General features: G+C 58.4%; 19 protein-coding genes and 1 pseudogene. 11 read left to right on the top strand and 9 right to left on the bottom strand.

All coding sequences use genetic code 11. The features are described 5' to 3' along the window. Nucleotides 1-252: 252 nt before the first annotated feature. The 3 genes and pseudogenes from QIY50_18595 to tatA form a co-directional block, all read right to left on the bottom strand. Nucleotides 253-1,566, bottom strand: a complete 1,314-nt coding sequence (locus QIY50_18595; protein WGV19369.1) for an alginate export family protein — start codon at nucleotides 1,564-1,566, stop codon at nucleotides 253-255. Between the two features lie 115 nt (nucleotides 1,567-1,681). Beyond that, nucleotides 1,682-2,059: a hypothetical protein gene (locus QIY50_18590; GenBank protein ID WGV19368.1), complete on the bottom strand. Its 378-nt coding sequence runs from the start codon at nucleotides 2,057-2,059 to the stop codon at nucleotides 1,682-1,684. Between the two features lie 138 nt (nucleotides 2,060-2,197). Next, nucleotides 2,198-2,344, bottom strand: a pseudogene (tatA, locus tag QIY50_18585) (twin-arginine translocase TatA/TatE family subunit). Between the two features lie 198 nt (nucleotides 2,345-2,542). On the opposite strand from tatA, the gene feaR reads away from it, so the two are divergent. The 6 genes from feaR (at nucleotide 2,543) to QIY50_18555 (ending at nucleotide 7,527) form a co-directional block, all read left to right on the top strand. Beyond that, on the top strand, nucleotides 2,543-3,457 hold the full coding sequence (gene feaR / locus QIY50_18580) for a transcriptional regulator FeaR (GenBank protein WGV19367.1): 915 nt from the start codon (nucleotides 2,543-2,545) through the stop codon (nucleotides 3,455-3,457). Between the two features lie 163 nt (nucleotides 3,458-3,620). After that, nucleotides 3,621-5,066 (top strand): FAD-dependent oxidoreductase, encoded by a 1,446-nt coding sequence (locus tag QIY50_18575; GenBank protein ID WGV19366.1) that lies wholly within the window; start codon nucleotides 3,621-3,623, stop codon nucleotides 5,064-5,066. Further along, nucleotides 5,063-5,464, top strand: coding sequence for a c-type cytochrome (locus QIY50_18570; GenBank protein ID WGV19365.1), 402 nt, complete (start codon nucleotides 5,063-5,065; stop codon nucleotides 5,462-5,464). Before QIY50_18575 ends, QIY50_18570 begins: the two co-directional genes overlap by 4 nt. Nucleotides 5,465-5,919: 455 nt before the next feature. After that, nucleotides 5,920-6,135, top strand: a complete 216-nt coding sequence (locus tag QIY50_18565) for a 4-oxalocrotonate tautomerase family protein (GenBank protein WGV19364.1) — start codon at nucleotides 5,920-5,922, stop codon at nucleotides 6,133-6,135. Then, a complete protein-coding gene (locus tag QIY50_18560; GenBank protein WGV19363.1) occupies nucleotides 6,132-6,788 on the top strand; it encodes a DsbA family oxidoreductase in 657 nt (218 codons plus the stop codon). The genes QIY50_18565 and QIY50_18560 overlap by 4 nt, the downstream gene beginning before the upstream one ends. A gap of 28 nt (nucleotides 6,789-6,816) precedes the next feature. Then, complete coding sequence (locus QIY50_18555; GenBank protein ID WGV19362.1) at nucleotides 6,817-7,527, top strand: SDR family NAD(P)-dependent oxidoreductase; 711 nt, start codon at nucleotides 6,817-6,819, stop codon at nucleotides 7,525-7,527. 115 nt (nucleotides 7,528-7,642) lie between these two features. Here the strand turns inward: QIY50_18555 and QIY50_18550 are convergent, their stop codons facing one another. Beyond that, entirely contained in the window at nucleotides 7,643-8,626 is a 984-nt protein-coding gene (locus QIY50_18550) for an MDR family oxidoreductase (GenBank protein ID WGV19361.1), read from the bottom strand. Nucleotides 8,627-8,671: 45 nt separating this feature from the next. Next, nucleotides 8,672-9,292: a TetR family transcriptional regulator C-terminal domain-containing protein gene (locus QIY50_18545; protein WGV19360.1), complete on the bottom strand. Its 621-nt coding sequence runs from the start codon at nucleotides 9,290-9,292 to the stop codon at nucleotides 8,672-8,674. 128 nt (nucleotides 9,293-9,420) lie between these two features. On the opposite strand from QIY50_18545, the gene QIY50_18540 reads away from it, so the two are divergent. Beyond that, nucleotides 9,421-10,344 (top strand): LysR family transcriptional regulator, encoded by a 924-nt coding sequence (locus tag QIY50_18540; GenBank protein ID WGV19359.1) that lies wholly within the window; start codon nucleotides 9,421-9,423, stop codon nucleotides 10,342-10,344. Nucleotides 10,345-10,564: 220 nt separating this feature from the next. Here the strand turns inward: QIY50_18540 and QIY50_18535 are convergent, their stop codons facing one another. Next, nucleotides 10,565-11,749: an MFS transporter gene (locus tag QIY50_18535; GenBank protein ID WGV19358.1), complete on the bottom strand. Its 1,185-nt coding sequence runs from the start codon at nucleotides 11,747-11,749 to the stop codon at nucleotides 10,565-10,567. A gap of 36 nt (nucleotides 11,750-11,785) precedes the next feature. Next, nucleotides 11,786-12,412, bottom strand: a complete 627-nt coding sequence (locus QIY50_18530) for an isochorismatase family cysteine hydrolase (GenBank protein ID WGV19357.1) — start codon at nucleotides 12,410-12,412, stop codon at nucleotides 11,786-11,788. A 210-nt stretch (nucleotides 12,413-12,622) separates the two neighbouring features. Here QIY50_18530 and QIY50_18525 point away from each other — a divergent pair, with 210 nt between their 5' ends. Beyond that, nucleotides 12,623-13,120: a winged helix-turn-helix transcriptional regulator gene (locus QIY50_18525; protein WGV19356.1), complete on the top strand. Its 498-nt coding sequence runs from the start codon at nucleotides 12,623-12,625 to the stop codon at nucleotides 13,118-13,120. A 667-nt stretch (nucleotides 13,121-13,787) separates the two neighbouring features. On the opposite strand, the gene QIY50_18520 is transcribed toward QIY50_18525, so the two are convergent. Further along, on the bottom strand, nucleotides 13,788-14,411 hold the full coding sequence (locus tag QIY50_18520) for a DsbA family protein (GenBank protein ID WGV19355.1): 624 nt from the start codon (nucleotides 14,409-14,411) through the stop codon (nucleotides 13,788-13,790). Nucleotides 14,412-14,507: 96 nt separating this feature from the next. Beyond that, nucleotides 14,508-15,410, bottom strand: a complete 903-nt coding sequence (locus QIY50_18515) for a LysR family transcriptional regulator (GenBank protein WGV19354.1) — start codon at nucleotides 15,408-15,410, stop codon at nucleotides 14,508-14,510. 275 nt (nucleotides 15,411-15,685) lie between these two features. Here QIY50_18515 and QIY50_18510 point away from each other — a divergent pair, with 275 nt between their 5' ends. From QIY50_18510 to QIY50_18500, 3 genes are read left to right on the top strand one after another with little or no spacing between them, the layout of a single operon-like run. After that, nucleotides 15,686-16,954, top strand: coding sequence for a cytochrome c (locus QIY50_18510; GenBank protein ID WGV19353.1), 1,269 nt, complete (start codon nucleotides 15,686-15,688; stop codon nucleotides 16,952-16,954). After that, complete coding sequence (locus QIY50_18505; GenBank protein WGV19352.1) at nucleotides 16,951-17,433, top strand: (2Fe-2S)-binding protein; 483 nt, start codon at nucleotides 16,951-16,953, stop codon at nucleotides 17,431-17,433. The genes QIY50_18510 and QIY50_18505 overlap by 4 nt, the downstream gene beginning before the upstream one ends. Then, on the top strand, nucleotides 17,417-19,639 hold the full coding sequence (locus QIY50_18500; GenBank protein ID WGV19351.1) for a molybdopterin-dependent oxidoreductase: 2,223 nt from the start codon (nucleotides 17,417-17,419) through the stop codon (nucleotides 19,637-19,639). Before QIY50_18505 ends, QIY50_18500 begins: the two co-directional genes overlap by 17 nt. Nucleotides 19,640-19,663 lie beyond the last annotated feature (24 nt).

Genomic DNA, 19,663 nt, shown 5'->3' with positions numbered 1-19,663 from the left:
GACCCAAAGCGCGCGCCCGAGGAAGGTTCTATCGCCCATCTCAGCATTTTCACCAAGAAGATCGAGTGAAATCCCTACCAGCGCAATCAGGGGCGCTGAGACCATTCGGGCAGAAGGTGATTCACTCAGCAGTACCCATTCCGTAATCGAGGCATCAAGTAGCTTAACGCTGGAAGGAATGTCGTGGCGATGCAGCTCTCATCAGATCAGCTTGGCCTGCATCGCCACATAGCTATACGGTGTCAATCCGCTTCAGAATTTGTAGTTGATGTAGGTCTCAAATAGGTGCGACGTGTTATCAGCGCCGAAAGTTTGCTTCGCTCCATCGCCCGGACGCGCTACCCCCACCAGCGCGCCCACCGTGAGCTTGGGTGTGGCCATCCAGTCCACATGCAGGTTCAACTCTTTCGCGAACTCGTCACTATCTACCCCTTCTGGCGTCTTGTAGTAGCTGAAGTCATACAGAATCGCGCCAATCATCAAAGTCTCAGTCGGGTATGCAGTCAGCTTGAGCATATCGACCTTCTGATTCACATTGAACAGCATCGATTCGCCAACGATCTCCCCGTGGAACCAGGTGCCCCAGTCGCCACCGTAGCCATACAAAAGCGAGTCGTAATCATCCGAGAATTCGGCATGGCGGTAGGTCAGGACAGGTGTCCATGGTGCATTCTGAAAGGTGTAGCTACCTTGCAGATACCATGCCTGGCTTTTCTTGTCGGCTTCCCCGCCTTGCTGCCATGCGTATTCCGCAGCGAGTGCCACCTGGGGTAATGCCGCTATCGGGCTACCCGACGCTCGAACGTCGTAAACGTTCATACCATCGCGCACTGGGTTGTCCGCATCGAGCACATGAAACGCGGTAGCTCCTAGCGTGCCATAGACCTCATCACGCCATTCCACGTTTCCGCCTCGAACGCGCACCTTTTCCTTGAGATCGGCTACGTCCAGATCCATCCTGGCTTGCAGGTCAAAGAGATCAACGTGCAGTTTCCCGGCATCGAGCTGTCCCAGGACGGTGCTATCGAATGCCTTGTATGGGCCGAGCCAGTAGCCTGCATCATGGCCCTGGTCCACATGGCCTTCGCCAATAAGAAATCCGTTACCGATCATGAATGCCTGACGACCGACGCTGAGCTTGATGGCATCCTCCCCAAGCGATGAGAACACCGATCCGCTCTTCCAACCCACATAGGCTTCGTCGATGTCTGAGGACTCAGGATCATCACGTGTGAACCCCGCACCGTCGGAGTCGCCCCGAGTGGCGCTGGCTACTGAGCTAACGCCTCCATAGAGTGAACCGAGCCCACCTAATGGGCCGTTAAATTCTAAGCCCGGTCGAGCGAAATACTCGAATCTGCTGCCATCGCGGTCAATGGGCAAACCGAAGTAACTGGTGTCTGACCCGAAAGCCTGATTGGAGTTATAAACAAATCCTGCACCTAGCTCTAATTTCGGCGTTATGCTGATTCCCGATATTTTTATTTCATCCAACGCGCTTGCGCCGGAGACGAGGGTGGTGTTGAGAAGAATCGAAAATACGACTTTTCTAAATTTCGGGGACATAACTGCTTCTCTGATTATTGTACTTATTTTTATCAGATGCAGCTTCTGTCGTGGGCAGCCGCTGCATCCTCAGGAGATATTAATTACAGGTGAAGTGATACGCGAATAGCTATCACTATTTGGCAATTACACCTGAGGTGTACATGTCAGCCACAAGGTTCCAGCGCTTGCCGTCGTTTTTCCAGACAAACAGACTTTTCATATTAAATGGTTTAGCGTCTTGGGCGACTGGTGTGATAGTCCAGGTAACCCAACTAACGACTACGTCTTTACTGACTTGCTGTGAGCTGTTCAGCTCCAGCTGAACATGCTTATTATCCTTGACCAGTCCTTTCACCAGTTCGGAAACGGCTTGCGTTCCGCTGTACAGTTGCTCAGTGCCCTCCCCGGCAATCTGAGTGCTAGGGACATAAATCCCTTTGAATGAGTTCGTCGGCCTTACCTGCGTTCCAGCTTTTTTCAATAAAGTCCAACCGATTGCGAATCTGCTCATCAGATGAGGTAGCCGCCACAGCAGGTAATGCCAGGAGCACAGCAGAAGTAAGGCAGATAACTTTCACAAGCTTATTCATGACGATGACACCTTCGTTATTGTTGAATTGGCTTCTGGTGTATAAGCAGACTGATCCTGCTCTCCAGTTTCATTTTTTACTGCTGACCTGAACCCTCTTATTGCCCCACCAAGATCGCTGCCCATACTTTTCAAGCGTTTTCCGCCAAACAGTGCCAGCGCGACCACAAGCAACACAGCCCAGTGTTTCCAGTCGAATACACCCATGGCATCACTCCAGAATTGGTGACGAATTGATCGTAGGTATAGGGACTGCAAATCAGTATCAGTACCGTGCCAAAATCATTGGGTGATGTGCCAAGGCGCTTTCTGGAGGGGAAAGATATTGCTTAATGTTTCAAAATATCGTATGGGTGCGGTGGGAGGCTTTGTCCTTGGCTTCCGTCCGGCTAGTGAGGCAGATCCATGACCATTCCCTCTTCATCGAGCGAGCATTTTGATTCTTGGCTTGAAGCCGTTTCCTCCGCATGCGGCAGGTACGACGCCACCCGTCTTAGTGAGGAGTCTCAAGGATCGATCTCCATGAGTCGTCGTGCGGCCCTTGAAGTGGCCACCATCGATGTGGCTCAGACACGGCTGAAGCGAACCGAGCGAGATGTGAGGGTTGATGATGGGAAGTTTTATTTCTTGGTCGCTCAGCTCGAAGGGCAATCTCAAATGGAGCAGGGCAGCAACAGAAACGTGCTGCTTCCCGGCGACCTTATGCTCCTTGACTCGTGCCGCCCCTCCGACTTCCAGTACGGCACATCGTCTCGCCAGCTGTCGTTGATCATTCCCAGGGAGTTTTTCAACGTCCATGCTTTTCGAGGTTCGATCAATTGCGGCGTGAAGATCCCTGCCAGCTCCAATACAGCGACGATGGCACGCATGTTGGTCAGCGAGGCCATCGGTCATTCGAGCCTAGGCGTGCAGGATAGCGAAGCTGTCCTGGCTGCCGTCGTGTGCTTGCTAGGGCCGCTGATCGGATCAAGATCAGAGGCCATAAGCACACAAGAAAAGGCCTTCAAGCGAGCCATGGCCTTCATCGAGCAGAATTTGCATCTTCCTGAACTTAGCCCTGTGTTGGTCGCGAAGGAGGTTGGGATCTCGCTGAGAGGTCTCTATCGGTGCTTTGCCGAGCATGACATTGTCGTAGCAAAACACATCCGTGACAGGCGTCTGGATATCTGCGCCGAGCTGATTCGGCGTAACGATGCCTCACCGATAGCGGACCTTGCACACACCTGGGGCTTCAATGAACCCAGCTATTTCTCCACAGCTTTCCGCCAGCGGTTCCAGATGTCTCCATCCGAGTATCGCAAGCGCTATTCCGGGACTTGATCTGTGTCCAGGTGCCTCGTTCCAACACGTGCCATTGGTCTGTCATAGAAACGAAGGCGGGTGACGTGCAGTTGTAAACAGGAAAAGCCTCGCAGGTGCTAATTATTGATGCACCGAAGCACCGTCTCGCTTCGTGATCCTACTAGCGCCCGAGAGAATAAGAATGAACAGTAGTGATGATCCCGTGAACAACATCCATCGCCGTAGCCTGATCAAAGGTGCGGGCAGTCTTGTGGCTGCGGGCGCTTTCGCCAGCGCCGTCGGCGTCTCGGCCAAAGCTTTCGCCGCCAAACCGTCACGACCGGCCAACGACTACGACGTAATCGTGATCGGTGGAGGTTTCGCTGGTGTGACAGCTGCGAGAGATCTCGCAGAAACCGGCCAACGCGTCCTAATCGTCGAGGCTCGCAATCGTCTCGGTGGCCGTACCTTCACCTCGCATCTGGATGATGAGCAGATCGAACTGGGCGGCACCTGGATTCACTGGGGCCAACCCCACGTCTGGGCAGAAATGAACCGCTACGGATTGACTCTCAAAGAATCCCCAGGCGCCACCCCCGAAACCGCCAGCTGGATCGTCGATGGGAAACTGAAAAACGGCACAGCCCTGGAAAGCTTCGAGATCCTCGGCAAAGCCTGGCAAAAGTACATCGATGTGGATGGGCAGATGGGCCGGACAGTGTTCCCGCGCCCATATGATCCGCTGTTCACCGACGCATGGAAGAAGTACGACGCGGTGTCACTGACAGATCGTGTCAAACAGGCCAATCTGACGCCCGAAGAGCGTGATGTCCTGAACTCCCTGCTGACAATCTGCTGCCACAACGACCCCGCCCAGGGCAGCTTCCTCGACATGCTGAAGTGGAACGCCAACGCTTACTATGACGTGGGCGTTATGTGGGACATGTGCGCCCGCTACAAGATCAAGGAAGGCACGCATGCTCTGATTCAAGCCATGGTTGATGAATCCAAGCCTGATGTGCTCCTCGCCTCTCCGGTACAGGGAGTGAAGCAGGACGGGAAAGGGGCTGAAGTCACGACAGTGGATGGCAAGGTATTCAAGGCGAAAGCGGTCGTCGTGGCCCTACCGTTGAACGTTCTGACTGATGTGTCCTTCTCTCCTGCACTGTCTCCAGTGAAGCTGGAGTCCTCCACTCAGCAACACACCGGCAAAGGTGCGAAATTCTACGTCAGGATCAAACAGAAAGTCGGCAAATGGTCGGGCTCGGCGCCGTTCCCAAACCCTATTGTTTCTGCCTGGACGGAGGAGGAGCGTGAGGACGGCACGACCATCGTCTGCTTTGGTCCGCCTGATGTGATCGACATCACTGACGACGAAGCCGTGAGCAAGGCGATCCGCACGCTGATCCCAGATGCCGAAGTGGTGGCCGCAACGGGTTATCAGTGGGAGCTTGACCCCTTCTCGAAGGGCACCTGGTGCTTCTACCACCCTAATCAGTTCGGTAAGTCCTTCAGGGAGCTGACCAGAGCCGAAAGCCGACTGTTCTTCGCCAGTGCGGACAGTGCGAACGGCTGGCGTGGCTTTATCGATGGCGCAATTGAATCCGGTGTTCGTGCTGCACGTGAAGTGAAGGTGTTTTTGAAATGATCTCCAAAAGAAACCGCGCCAGCGTTGTCGGCGCAGCCCTCTGCCTCGTGGCTTTGCAATCTGTGGCAGCATCTCCAGCGTGCTCGCCCGACCAGGATGAAGGCGGCCACAAACTGTTTCAAGCCAAATGCTCGGCGTGCCATACAGTCGAGAAAGGTGCCGCACACATGATGGGACCGAACCTGTCTGGTCTGTTCGGACGCAAGGCCGGCTCAGTAGAGGGATTCAACTTCTCAGCGGCGATGAAGAACAAAGGAGTCACATGGGATTCGGAGTCATTCGAAGCCTTCATCGCTAAGCCGCAGGCATTCGTTAGTGGCACCTACATGCCGTTTGCAGGGTTGAAATCTGAGGAAGAACGAAAAAGCCTGGACTGCTACATCGCTAAGCAGCACTAGCAATTGACTGGGTCCAGCTCCGAACATGTTCTGGAGCTGGTTTTTGGGGCTTATTCACCGGGGTGATCAGAGGCAAGTTCAACGGGCTTCGCGTCCTCGTTTGTGGCTTTCGTCCAGCTCCTGCCGCCGTCTTGCGATTCTAAAAAACAGCTATCTGTCGACAAAAATCGGTGCATCTTCGGACCCAGCCCGGCGTCCTATAATTTGTCGTCATCTGATTGGAAAGGCCGTGGTCGCCGAGCCGCTGGTGCTGCAGCACTACAGGTTATTGGATCAGTCAACGATGCGGAGACCTCAGGTTTGACAGGCCATGAGGTACCCAGGCGCCCCGTGATTCGATACATGAGGTCACAAATGAAGTACCTCGGGGCATATTTATCAATTTGCTCTGAATTCTTAAAGTTGCTCCATCAACTGCTCATCACCCAAATGCACACTTGATAGAGGAACTTCCCATGCCATTCATCAGCGTCCGCATCACTCGTGATGGTGTTACCCGAGAGCAAAAGGCCCAGGTAATAAAAGAAATCACTGAAACTATGGAGCGCGTGCTTCATAAAGATCCTAAGTTGACCCACATCGTGATCGAAGAAGTCGACACTGATAACTGGGGCTACTCCGGTATTACGACTACCGAGTACAGAAAGCAATTGTCGGAGTCAAAGCCATGAAGCACACAGTAACAATCGACTTCGTTTCTGATGTCGTCTGCCCTTGGTGTGCGCTGGGCTCGACTGCCTTGGACCAAGCCATCGCCAACGTAGCCGACGAAATCGACGTCAAGTTGACGTTTAAACCGTTTGAGCTCAATCCCGATATGCCTGCCGAAGGTGAGGACGCCATCCAGCACATGATTCGCAAGTACGGAAGAACTGCGGAGCAGGTGGCGGCACGTAATCAGATGATTGTTGAAAGAGGACGGGAGCTCGGCTTTGAGTTCAATCTCCAAAGGCGAACTCACTTTTTCAATACCCATGATGCACATCGCCTGCTGTTCTGGGCAGCGAATGAAGGGCTCCAAAGCGAGCTTCACCGAGCGCTGATTGAGGCTTACTTCGTGAACGGGCAAAACCCTAGCAGTCACCAGACGTTGGTGGCGTTGGCTCAGAAAGTCGGTTTGAACGCCCAGCAAGCGCAGGTAGTACTTGAAAGCGGGCAATTCACCGATGAAGTCCGAGCGCTCGAAAATTTCTACTTGGACCGCGGCATCAACTCTGTACCCGCAATGGTACTGAACAATCGGCAAGTCGTCGCAGGCTCACAGTCTGTTGAGTATTACGAGCAAGTGTTAAGGCAGGCGGCACAAGCCGCTTCGTCTAACTGAAAACTTAATCCATCGTAGAGAAAATATCATGAGCAATTCTCAAAAAGTCATCATCGTAACTGGCGCATCTCAAGGCATTGGTGCAGGTGTAGTGGAAGGGTTCCGGGCCCTCGGCCACAAAGTGGTAGCGACCTCGCGCTCCATTCAACCATCGACCGATCCAGATATCCTGACTGTTGCCGGTGATATTGCGGATCCGGCCACAGCGGAACGAGTTGTGCGCGAAGCCGTGGCCCGCTTCGGGCGCATTGATACGCTCGTCAACAACGCCGGGATTTTCGTCGCCAAACCATTCACCAGCTACACCAAAGAAGACTATGCGCAGGTCGTTGCGACCAATATGAGCGGCTTCTTCTATATCTCCCAGCTCGCCATCGCGGAAATGGAGAAGAATGGTAGCGGGCATGTGGTCAGCGTCACCACCAGCCTGGTTGACCACGCAATCGACGGCGTTCCGTCGGTAATGGCATCCCTCACCAAAGGTGGCATCAACGCTGCCACCAAATCGATCGCAATTGAGTATGCCAAACGAGGCATCCGCGCTAACGCCGTATCGCCTGGCATCATCAAGACCCCAATGCATGGCGCCGAAACTCACGATGCCCTGGGCAAGCTGCACCCCGTCGGTCACATGGGCGAGATCAACGACATCGTTCAAGCGATTCTCTACTTGGACAGCGCTTCGTTCGTCACCGGCGAGATCCTGCACGTCGACGGCGGTCAGAGCGCAGGTCATTGATTGACAGAATGCTCATCACCGGCACATTCCGGTGATGAGCAGTTTCCTGAGCGACCCAGCCCCCAACACGGAGGGCTGGCCTCTTTGAAAGCATCGAGCGTGCTTGGGCTATGGATTAAACGCTGGTATCAACAACGAGGCGCCCGCGAATCCTTCCGGCCAATAGGTCATCTGCAACAGGGATTACTTCTGAAAGCGGTACTTCGCTTGTTAACTGCTCCAGAATCGACAGATCCAGCTCCGCGTTCAGCCGAGCCCATGCCTCGACTCGTTCGGCATATGGACGTGTGACGCTGTTGATCCCCAAGAGGCTCACCCCCCGCAAAATGAAGGGCGCTACTGTAGCCGGGAAATCCATGCCCTGTGCCAGGCCACAAGCGGCAACCCAGCCGTCGGCTTTGGTCTGAGCACATACGTTCGCAAGGGTATGACTTCCTATCGAGTCAATCGCCGCTGTCCAGCGCTCTTTGCCCAATGGCTTACCCGGTGAAGATAACGTATTTCGATCAATCACTTCCGTCGCGCCCAGCCGGACCAAGTGGTCTGCCTCATCTAACCGGCCGGTCGAGGCGATGACCTCATACCCTCGGGCAGCCAGCAGCGCTACGGCAATGCTGCCGACGCCACCATTCGCCCCGGTTACCAAAACAGGTCCTGCATCAGGCCTTAGCCCGGCGCGCTCCAGGGCGATCAGACTAAGCATGGATGTGTAACCCGCGGTGCCTATCGCCATGGCGTTATGGGGTGTCATCCCCTGCGGAAGTGGAATCAGCCAATCCGCGCTCACTCGGGCCTTCTGGGATAGGCCGCCCCAATGACTTTCCCCAACACCCCAGCCGTTAAGTAATACAGAGTCGCCTTCGCGATAGCGGCTGTCGTCGCTGCGCTCCACCACCCCTACAAAATCAATCCCCGGAATCATAGGAAAATGTCGGGCGATCGGGCTCCGGCTTGTGATGCAAAGAGCATCTTTGTAGTTCAGCGTACTGTGAGACACCGCAACGGTGACACTGCCAGCTGGCAATTGGTCATCTGATAGCTCGCGGTAATGGGCCTGCTTAGCGCCTTCCTGGTTCTCCACAACGACTGCATTGAACATAGCGACTCCTTTTAGACCGGTTGTCTAGTAATCCGCGATAAAAACTCACCGGGCAATGCCGGCGAGAAATACTTTTACGAAGATCAACAGTGGGTGACCATTTTCGCAGAGACGTGCGCGCATGATTGCGCCCTCCCAGCCAATCCAGAAGAAAGCCGCCAGTTGTTCACATTCAACAGAGTGGGCTATCGATTGGTTGGCCTGCGCTTCCCGGAGGCATTGGCTGAGCAACGCCTCCCAGACTCGAAATATATTCTCTATCTGACCGCGAAAATCATCGGGCAACAAAGTCACTTCCTGGCCGAGATTGCCTACCAGGCAGCCGCGACGCCAGTTGTACTTTTCCATGCCAATGAGCGACTCGTGCAGCAGATCCTGGATACGCTCCAACGGCTCCCGATGGGGGTTGAGCAGGATCCGGCGCAGGCGGCGCTCAAAGAACTTTCCGTATTCAGCGAGGACCTCACGCCCGAAGGCATCCTTGCTGTCGAAATAGTGGTAGAAGGAGCCTTTCGGTACGGAGACCCGTTTGAGAACCTGTTCAATACCGGTAGTGTTGAATCCTTGCTCGGTCAGCAGCTCCACACCGCAGCGGATCAATGCACGCCGAGTATCGGGATCGCTACGCGAGTTTTTTGGAGGGCGCCCACGCCTGGGGGCTTTCATTGGAATGTCCATCCAAGGATAATTAGACCGAGCAGTCTAATTGTCAAGCAGCGCTCTCAGTTCGGTGTATCTGTCTACCGCAGTGTGCGACGCCCAGCCTCCTACCAGCCTCTGTACGGATAAATCCCATGAAGCGGCACTTTGACGATCTGCAGTTGGGAAGCATTGAGCTGTTTTGCCTGTCGGCGGAAGCGGGCAGCTTTACTGCCGCAGCTCAGCTCGCTGGCGTTACCCCGGCCGCAGTGAGCAGGTCGATCCTTCGTTTGGAAAAAAGGCTGGGCTCTCGGCTGTTCGCAAGGACAACCCGAAGCATTCGATTGACCGATGCGGGAAAGGATTTCTTCGAGCAATGCAGCCAGGCACTCACGCAACTGGTGGAGGCCCAGCAGGCCGTTATGGGCGCTCAAGCAACGCCTTCAGGCCGTCTTCGTATCAGCCTGCCCACGACTTATGGGCACCACCGCATCCTGCCGTTGCTGCCAAAATTTCGGGACCTGTATCCTGAAGTAACGGTTGATATCCACCTTGGTAATCGAAATATCGACTTCGTTGCAGAAGGGTACGATCTGGCGATTCGTGTACGAGCTCAGCCTGACTCCACGATGATTGCGAGGTTGCTGGAGGATGCCAAGCTGGTTGTCGTTGCGTCCCCGGCCTACCTGGAGAAAGCCGGGACACCGCAGACCTTGCAGGACTTGGAGCAGCATGAATGCATTCAGTTTGAGCTTCCGAGTAGCGGTAGGCGTATCTCGTGGCTGTTCCAAGAGGACGGTCGAGAGCGTGAGGTATTCACCGCTGGAAGCTATTCGTGTTCCGACGATGTGTTGGGCGGAGTGACACTCGCCAAGAACGCTGCCGGTTTATTTCAAACCTACAAATTCATCGTGGAACAAGAGCTGGCGGACGGACGACTCGTTGAAGTCTTGAAACCGTTTGGCGGGCGATCGAGGCCGTACACCTTGCTATACCCTCACGGTCGTCATGTCCCGCAGAGGGTGCGCGCTTTTGTGGATTTCCTGCTCCAGTATCGTGAAGAGTGGGCATCGCTCTAGCGCGAATGTCGTTCACCCGTTCGCAGTTCTGGTAGGGGCGAACGAAATACGGCGCAGGCCCCTCCCGGTCATGAGAGGTCCATCGGGAACCCAGCGGATTGGGTATCTCAATACCTGGGTGAGTGATAAGCCCGCCTGGTACTTGGACGCCAAACTACGGCATGGTCAAAAGCCTGAGCAAACCAGCAAAAGGTACGCTGTCGCGTCGTTTTTGAATCGCTCAAGGGCGAACCTCGCTCATCGTCGAGCTCGACTCACGGGGTGCAAGCACACTGATCGCCGTAGCTGCAAAAGACAGTAGGATGCCAACAGCAGCCAGGCCGATCCAGCCTGCCCGGTGCACGCCGTAATTCCCCAATGCGGCGCCGATCGCTCCCCCCAAAAAATACGACCCCATGAATACCGTATTGAGCCGGCTTCTGGCCTCGGTCCTCAGGGTGAATACGCGCGCCTGGTTGGCAACCAGCCCGGCACGATTGCCTATGTCGAGCAGCACCATGCCGAGGATCAGCCAGCCGAGATGTTGCCCGCTCGCTGCAATGCAGGTGAAACCCAGAACGAGGGTCATTGCGCCGGCGAGGACCATGGTGCGTGCGCCTAGGCGATCGGTCAGCGCGCCAATATGGGGGGACGCGACGATGCCCAACAGCGCGACCAGGCCAAGCAGACCAATGGTGGCGGAGTCTAGTCCGTAGGGGGGTTGTGCCAACAGCGCGGCAAGCGAGGCCCACAGTGCACTGAATGCGGCGAACATCAGCAAGCCGCTCGCCGCGCAGTAACGCAGCACGCCTTCCTGCCTGACCAGGCTGCCTAGCGAGCCCAGGAGCCGCCCGTAGCTGATCGTCTGCAGACTCGTGGTGGCGGGCAGGCGCTTGGCAACGATGAGCAGCAGCAGGACGTCGCTGAGCGAGGCCAGCACAAAGACGACTCTCCACCCCACATGTGCGCCGGCGATTCCCCCGAGCATGCGCGCCAGTAAAAGACCTGCCGAGAGGCCGCTGAGCAGGCTGCCGACGATACGACCTCGCTCAGCCGCAGTGGCCAACCCTGACAGACAGGGAATGATGAGCTGCGCAGTGATCGCCGTCACCCCGACCAGAAGGCTGCTCACGCACAGCATCGTGAAAGTCGGCGCTACCGCGCAAAGAAGCAAGGCAACGGCATTCCCCGCGATGGCCAGCAGCGCGAGTTGGCGTGGCTGTCGACAATCGGCGAGCGGCACGATGAACAGCAGCCCTAGCGCATAGCCAAGCTGCGTCAGCGTGGCGACCAGGCCGGCCTGTGTCGGCGCCAGGCCAAACGACGCTGCCATCTGCGGCAGAAGCGGTTGGTGATAGTAGATAGTCGAGACCGCCAGCGCGCAGCACAGGGCCATGAGCGTGACAAGGCGGCCGGTAACGACCATGGGCGATGTGCAAGAAGCAGACATGACGCAGCCCTTTCACTGCTGTTGCAACGTCTGCACGAGTCCACGGGTGTCGACGATGCTGTGCGCAAACGTCGGCCCGTTCAGCTCGTGCGCCGCGTGCATCATTTCCTTGCTGAAGGCGGCTGTAGCATCGCGTACCAGCGTGACGTGATAACCCAACTCCATGGCGAAGCGTGCGGTCGATTCGATGCAGGTGTTCGCCAGCAGGCCGACGACGATCACGTGTGTGATGCCTCGCTGCTTTAGCTGAAAGTCCAGGTCGGTATTAGCGAACCCGCTTTGTCCCCAGTGTTCCTGGATGATGATGTCGCCCTCCTGCGGCACGAAGTCGGGATGCCATTCGCCGCCCCAGGAACCCTTGGCAAAAGTGTGGCGTTGCTGGATCAGGCGTTGGGTCGGATTGGGATGATCCCAGTGGGTGTAGTCGCCGGGCTGCCAGCGCCGATGAGGCACGTAGTAGACCTGAATGGCTTGTCCTCGCGCGGCGGCAACAGTCATGCGCAGGTTGTCGAGCAGTTGAACCTCGTCCGCGACGCGTCTAAGCATGGGATAAAGCTTGCCGCCATCGGACAGGAAGTCGTTGTAGGGGTCGACCAGCAGCAAAGCGGTCCGCTGCGAGGCATACACAGGATGGGTCATGATGGTGCTCCAGGTGAACAGAGAGGCGTTCCGGGACGTTTGCCATAGCGGCAACTGCCCCACTGCTACAGCGTAAGCCGCACAGGCCTCATGTTAACTATGAAAATCATAGTGTCAACAAAAATGAGACTTCGAGGGTTGATCCATGGGACATCGTTATCCTCGCTGCGTTACTATGAAAACAATAGTTTCTACGGAGAAAACAGCGTGATGGCGATGCAGGACGAGACAAGCGATACGGTGTGCCCGGTGGCACGCTCGCTGGATTCGGTGGGCGACAAATGGACCATTTTGGTCCTGCGTGAGCTGTACATGGGCGCGACACGCTTCGAGGAAATGCAGATCCAGACCACCGCTACGCCCCAGATGCTGACTTCGCGCCTGAAAGCGCTGGAGGCGAAAGGCCTGGTCGAACGCCGGCCCTACAGCGAGAAGCCGCTGCGCTACGAATATCATCTGACCAATAAGGGCCGGGACTTCTATCCTGTGATCTACGCACTACGCGCCTGGGGCGAGAAGTGGTGCAAGAATCCGGATGAGGGGTTGGCCGTGCATTTCGTGCACCGCGCCTGCGGCCATGATGTGGGTGTGGCCAGCGTTTGTCCTCACTGCGGCGACCCTGTGGAACGCAAGGACTTGGAAGCGCTGATCAGCGATCGTTTCCTTCACGAACGCGAGTCTCGTCGTGAAGCCTTCAAGCGGAAGTAGCTGAGGCTAAGAGGCTTTCCTTTACTGACATGTTTGAACTGGAAGGGTCGACAGCGGCCATACGCGAACGGCTGCTATCAACCCTAAGCTGCCAGCTATGGATCGGCCCTCTGTGCATTGACCACGATTTCGACGCTTGGTCGTTATGTCGCAACGCCAGCGAACCAGGTGATATGGGCTACTGAAATGAATACACCGTAGGCAATTTGCATGGGCAAAGCTGTCTCGGGTCGAACTACATCTATGACACGCTAACGATGAAAATCGATGTTTTGGGATTCAGTGCATTTGTTAGAAACTGGTGCTTTAGGCATGCCTTGCAGCGTGCTTACAAGGGCAGCGAGTAAGTTCAATGAGGCTCCCGTGCAAAGGGCAAACTGAGGCGCAGAGTTGGCGGGAAGCAGGTTAAAGAGCAGTGTCATGATGACAGCACCAGCCATTTGCCCGAGTAGGCGAGCGGTACCCTGCATGCCCCCAGCCGCACCACTCTGCCGGTAATCAGTCCGCTTTTGGCCGATTGCTGTCCTCGGCAAAAGACCGCTATGGGTCCGATAGCGGCCACTGGCGACCAATCGCAATCCCCTGTACTAACCGTGCAACAAGGATTGCAAAACTGATGAACAGGGCCACACCCAGTCCTTGATTGCCTTGATGGACAATTCACTCCTTACTGAGCACTGAAGAAACCAAGCATCGGCGCCAGAACACTCGGTGTCTGCGCACCGAATACCACCGTACCGTTGATGCGCAAAGATGGGATCACGCGTCCCGCCCAAGCCGCAGCCGTGGCTTCGGCGGCCTGCAGTTCCTCACTGAACGTATCGCTGTGCATGAATTGAACGACTTCGCCCAGAGGTACTTGTTCCCGCTGCAGCAGCTGTTCCAGAACCGCCGGATCACCAATGTCCTGGCCATGGCAATACAAGGCCTCAAACGCACTTTCCACAAAGTGATGAGCGGGTTTCCCGCTACGCTGCAGCCACAGTACAGCGGCAAGCGCGGGGCGCGTGTCGGGCAGGCGAACGATCTGGCTGAACACCGGTTCAATGCCGAGCTGGCGCATCTGCGCAGCCACCAGGGATTGCTGGGTCAGCGACTGGGTGCCAAAGCGACGCTCGAGAAAGTCGTGGTAGGCCATGCCAGCAGCGGCACGGCTCAATGGCGAGCGGCAGGGTTGAAAGGTGACGTTCAGTGGTTGCCCTGCCTGGCTCATCGCGAGCGCAAGCCGGCGCAGCGCCACCCAGCTCCAAGGGTCAAGAAAGTCGAATGCCAGGAGCGGGGGAATGTGCATGGTCCAGGCCCTGAGTAAGGTAGTTCAGCCCAGAGTACGGCGTCAGTTGCACAGGCAGAAGCCACACAGTACGCAATAGAGCGTTGCGCAATGTCGCTAGGCAACACTGACCAACTCTTTCATGAAATGCGCAAAGGCCCTGATACGCGTCGAGGCGCGATTGATTGGCAGGTAGACGATATTGATCGAGGCATTGACTGACATCGGGTTCACTTCGTATTCAGGCAGCAAGCGGGTGAGCCGGCCCTGTTGCACATCCTCGGCAACCAGCCAGTCGGCCAGCAGCGCAATGCCCTGCCCGGCGACCGCTGCCTGCCTGAGAATGTCGGCATTGTTGCTCTGCATCCGGCCCTGCACCGCGACGGGCACCGTCTCGTCAGCCACCTCGAACAGCCAGTCGCGCATTGGCCCGCCGTAATCGAAGCGCATGCAGGAATGCCGGGTGAGTTCGCTCGGTTGCGTCGGCGCACCGTGCCGCTCCAGGTAGGCCGGGCTGGCCACCAGCCAGCGCTGGAAATGACCGATGGTGGTGCAGATCACATCTTCGCTGGAGACGGTCGACCCCAGGCGCACGGTCAGGTCGATTCGGTCCTTGTAAAGGTCCACCCGCTCGTCGCTGAGGTTGAGGCTGACCTCCAGCTCCGGATGGCTCGCCAGAAACCGCCCCAGGTGGGGAGAGATCAAGCGTCGGCCGAACTCCACCGGCACACTGACCCGCAGCTTGCCTTTCGCTTCGCTGCCCCTGTCGGTAACCATGCCATCGGCTGCAGCGAGCGCATCGAGAATGCCCACCGCGTTGTCGAAATAGGCTTGGCCCAGGTCGGTCAGGCGGTTCTGGCGTGTGCTGCGGGTAATCAGCGTGGTGCCCAGCTCCGCCTCCAGTGCTGCAACCTGACGCGCCACGGACGATGTTGCCACGCCAAGCTTGCGGGCGGCGGCGGAGTAGCCACCGCAACGTACCGTCTCTACGAACATGCTCAAGGCGAGAAACTTGTCCATTGACCGACCCCTGTCGAAGATATCCGTGAAGGAAGCTGGTGGCATCACCAGTCGAGGTTGCATCAGCCTGCAGCATAGCCACCTGCCCGGCCTCGAGATTGAACAGACGTGCTATCGAACACGCGCTGCCAGCCTTGCGTAATGAGCAAAGCTGCCTTGCGCGAGCGACCCATACCCGCACCAGCCGTGGTCCTTTAGGCTCGCCCTGAACTGATCGGCATCCGGCAATACCGGGAGTTGCTGGTTGCTAAAGGCGCAGAACGAGGTGGGTATCGATGTCGCACAGGAAGCGTTGGGCATTGGCAGCTATTGCGCTGGGCGTGGGCGGGGTAGCCGCAGCGTTCGGGTTGATGTGGCGACCGGCAATCGACCCTATCGAGCGGCCCATGGTATTCGAACCCGCACAGATTGCGCGCGGTGCCCAGGTCGTCACCGCCGGCGACTGCGCGGTCTGCCATACGCGCCCTGGCGGCAAGTACCTGGCGGGCGGCCTGCCACTGGTGACGCCGTTTGGCACGCTGTACAGCACCAACATCACGCCTGACGCGCAGACCGGTATCGGCAAGTGGCCACTCGAAGCGTTCCAGCGAGCCATGCGCGACGGGGTTTCCCGCGATGGGCACTTCCTCTACCCGGCCTTCCCGTACACGCATTACCGGTTACTCGACGATCAGGACCTGGCGGACGCCTACGCCTACCTGATGAGCGGGCCTCCGGTGCACCAGCCGGCAACCCCCAACCGCATGAAATTCCCGAGGAACCTTCGCCCGCTGGTTGCGGGCTGGAATCTGCTGTTCCTGCATTCAGCGCCGTTCGTGCCGACAGCGCAGGCGTCCCCACAGTGGAACCGTGGCCGCTATCTGGTCGAAGGCGCGGGCCACTGCGGCGGATGCCATACCCCTTTGAACCTGCTCGGTGCCGAGAAAACGGGCCAGGCGCTTGCCGGTGGAGTGGTTGACGGCTGGGAGGCCCCTTCCCTGCTCGGCCTGGCCAGGCGCGAAACGCCCTGGACCCAAGCCCAGCTGGTGGATTACCTGCAAGCCAAAGTCGTCGACGGCCATGGCACCGCCGCCGGCCCCATGCGCCCGGTCAGCCAGGAACTCGCGCGGCTGCCTCGGAGCGATGTCGAAGCCATGGCGGAATATCTGCTGAGTTTGCCGGCCTCCTCTCATCAACCAGCCACGCTCGAGACAAAAGCTGTGGCCTCGGCCGAATCGTCCAGCCTGGGCGGTGATCTGTTCCAGGCCGCATGCGCAGGCTGCCATGGTGCAGGCGCACCGATGCGCAGTATCGACGGCAGGCCAGCGCTGACGGTGACGTCCTCGGTGCAGGCCCCTGCGCCACGCAACTTCATCAAGACGGTACTGGAAGGCATCGCCCCCACACCCGGTGAGCCAGGCCCGGCGATGCCGCCGTTCGCGGCCAGCCTGAGCGACCAGCAGCTCGCCGCCCTGGCGGACTTCGTCCGTGGCCAAGCCGCCCCAGAACGGCCGTGGCCGGATTTGCATTCGACTATTCAGGCTCTGCGCGAGGAGACCCCATGAGCAACGTGAACCTTACAGTCAACGGCAAGCTGCACAGCCTGGATATCGATCCGGATATGCCGCTGCTCTATGCCTTGCGCAACCACCTGGAACTCAACGGCGCCAAGTATGGCTGCGGGCTGGGCCAGTGCGGTGCCTGTACCGTCATCGTCGACGACCAGCCGGTATTCTCCTGCGTGACCCCGTGTGCCGGCATGCAAGGCCGCAACGTGCGCACCGTCGAGAGCCTGGGCACGCCTGAACGGCCAGGCCCGCTGCAACAAGCCTTCATCGATACCCAGGCCGCGCAATGTGGCTACTGCATCGCCGGGATGATCATGCGCGCCCAGGCCCTGCTGGAGCACAATCCGCAGCCCGACGTAGCCACCATCCGCGCGCACATGGCCACCAACCTGTGTCGCTGCGGCACGCATCTGCGAATCATCGAAGCGATCACCCGCGTCGTCGAAAACGGTGGCCTGCATGTCGTTCACAACTGAGTTCGGTCGCCGCGCGTTCCTGCAGGGCGGCAGCCTGCTGATGGCATTCGCGCTGATGCCGGCCGCCCGCAAGGCGCTGGCCGATACCGAGGTGGATACCCTCGGTACTGTCGTGCTCGCCCCGGACCTGCCAGGCAGCCTGCGCACCAACCCGTACCTCGACGCGTGGATCAGGGTCGGCGTCGAAGGCGTTACCGTGTATACCGGCAAGGTGGAACTGGGCACCGGGGTAAAGACCGCGCTGTTGCAGATCGCCGCCGAGCGGCTGGACGTCTCGCCGGCAGCGGTCACTTTCCTCACGGCGGACACGGCGCTGACGCCGAACGAAGGCTACACGGCCGGCAGCCATACCATTTTCGACAGTGGCACGGCGCTGTTCAACGCCGCTGCGCAGGTGCGGCAGATGCTGATGGAATCAGCCGCCAGGCACTGGGGCGTGGAAGTGTCGTCGCTGCACACAGGCGATGCGATGATCACGGCCCCGTCCGGCGCCCGCATGAGCTATGCCGAGGCGGTGGCAGGCGTGGACTTGCATCAATATGCCAAGGCCAGCTCGCCGGACATTTCACCTGCGCAGTTCAAGCTCATCGGCCACGCCATCCCACGCCTGGATATTCCGGCCAAGGTCAGCGGTGGCGCGGCGTTCGTGCAGGACATGCGGCTGCCGGGCATGCTCCATGCCCGGGTGATCCGGCCACCAAGGCCGGGCTGCACGCTCATCGGCTTCGATAGCCAGGCAATTGAACGCCTGCCGGGCGTCGTCAAGGTGGTCGAGGATGGCAACTATCTCGCCGTGGTGGCCAAGGATGAATGGCAAGCGATCAAGGCAATGCGGGCGGGCTACGCGGCGGCGAGGTGGACCACTGGCGAGGTGATTCCGGACCAGGCCGTTATCCACCAACTGCTGCCCAAGTTGCAATCCAGGCGCTACCCCATCCAGCACGAAGGCCAGCCGACGCCTTCAAGTGGCAAGACCTATCGGGCGCGCGTCACCAAACAGTACCTGATGCACGGTTCCATCGGCCCCTCCTGTTCGCTGGCCTGGTTCACGGACGGTACGTTGACCGTCTGGACCCACACCCAGGGTGTGTTCCCGCTGCGTGCGGGCATCGCCGAAATGCTCGGCCTGCCGCTGAGTGCGGTACGCTGCATACATGCCGAAGGCTCCGGATGCTATGGCCACAACGGCGCCGATGATGCCGCAGCCGACGCGGCGCTCATCGCCATGCGCATGCCCGGTGTGCCGGTGCGCGTGCAGTGGATGCGTGAACAGGAAAACCTGTGGGAACCGTACAGCTCGGCCATGCTCAGCGAACTGGAGGCCAGCCTGGACAGCAGCGGACGCATCAACCACTGGCAGTACCAGCTGTGGACCACGCCGCATAACGAGCGCATCACCAACGCCGGCCGCCTGGTGCCCGCGCGCATGCTCGCCCGCCCGTTCATCTCGGCGCCATCGGTGCCGATTGCCCAGCCTGAAGGCGATGGCGACCGCAACGCGATCCCGCTGTACCAAACGGGCGCAAGCGACATCGACATGCACTTCATCAGCGAAATGCCGTTCCGCACTTCGGCAATGCGCTCGCTGGGTGCCCACATCAATGTGTTTGCCATCGAGGCCTGCCTGGACGAACTGGCGGCGCAGGCAGGCGTGGATGCCATCGAGTTCCGCCTGAGCCACCTCACCGACCCAAGGGCCCGCGCCGTGGTCGAACGGGCCCGCGATGAATTCGCCTGGCCACGGCGTTCGTCTGCACCGGGCACGGGCATCGGCCTGGGCTTCGCCCGCTACAAGAACATCATGGGCTACTGCGCGGTGGCAGTGGAAATCCAGGTGCATCCGCAAACCGGCGAGATCGAGATTCAGCGGGTGGTCACGGCGGTGGACGTCGGGCAGATCGTCAATCCCGATGGGCTGCGCAACCAGGTCGAGGGCGGCATCGTCCAGTCGAGCAGCTGGACGCTCTACGAGGCGGTCAGTTATGACCCCGGTGGGGTACGCAGCTATGACTGGAGTGGCTATCCGATCCTGCGCTTCCCGCAACTTCCGAAACACGTGGAAGTGCACCTGATCGACCAGCCTGGCCAACCCTTCCTGGGTGCAGCCGAAATCGTCCAGGGCCCGATGGCGGCAGCCCTGGGTAACGCAGTGGCGGATGCCACCGGCCAGCGCCGGCTGGCGCTGCCGCTGACCCGCAAGGCGTGAACCGGCGGCGCTTGAACCTGTGTT

Source organism: Pseudomonas putida, assembly GCA_029953615.1.
Classification (GTDB): Bacteria; Pseudomonadota; Gammaproteobacteria; order Pseudomonadales; family Pseudomonadaceae; genus Aquipseudomonas.
Note: the sequence above shows the minus strand (reverse complement) of the source record. Positions and strands in the feature narration are given on the sequence as shown.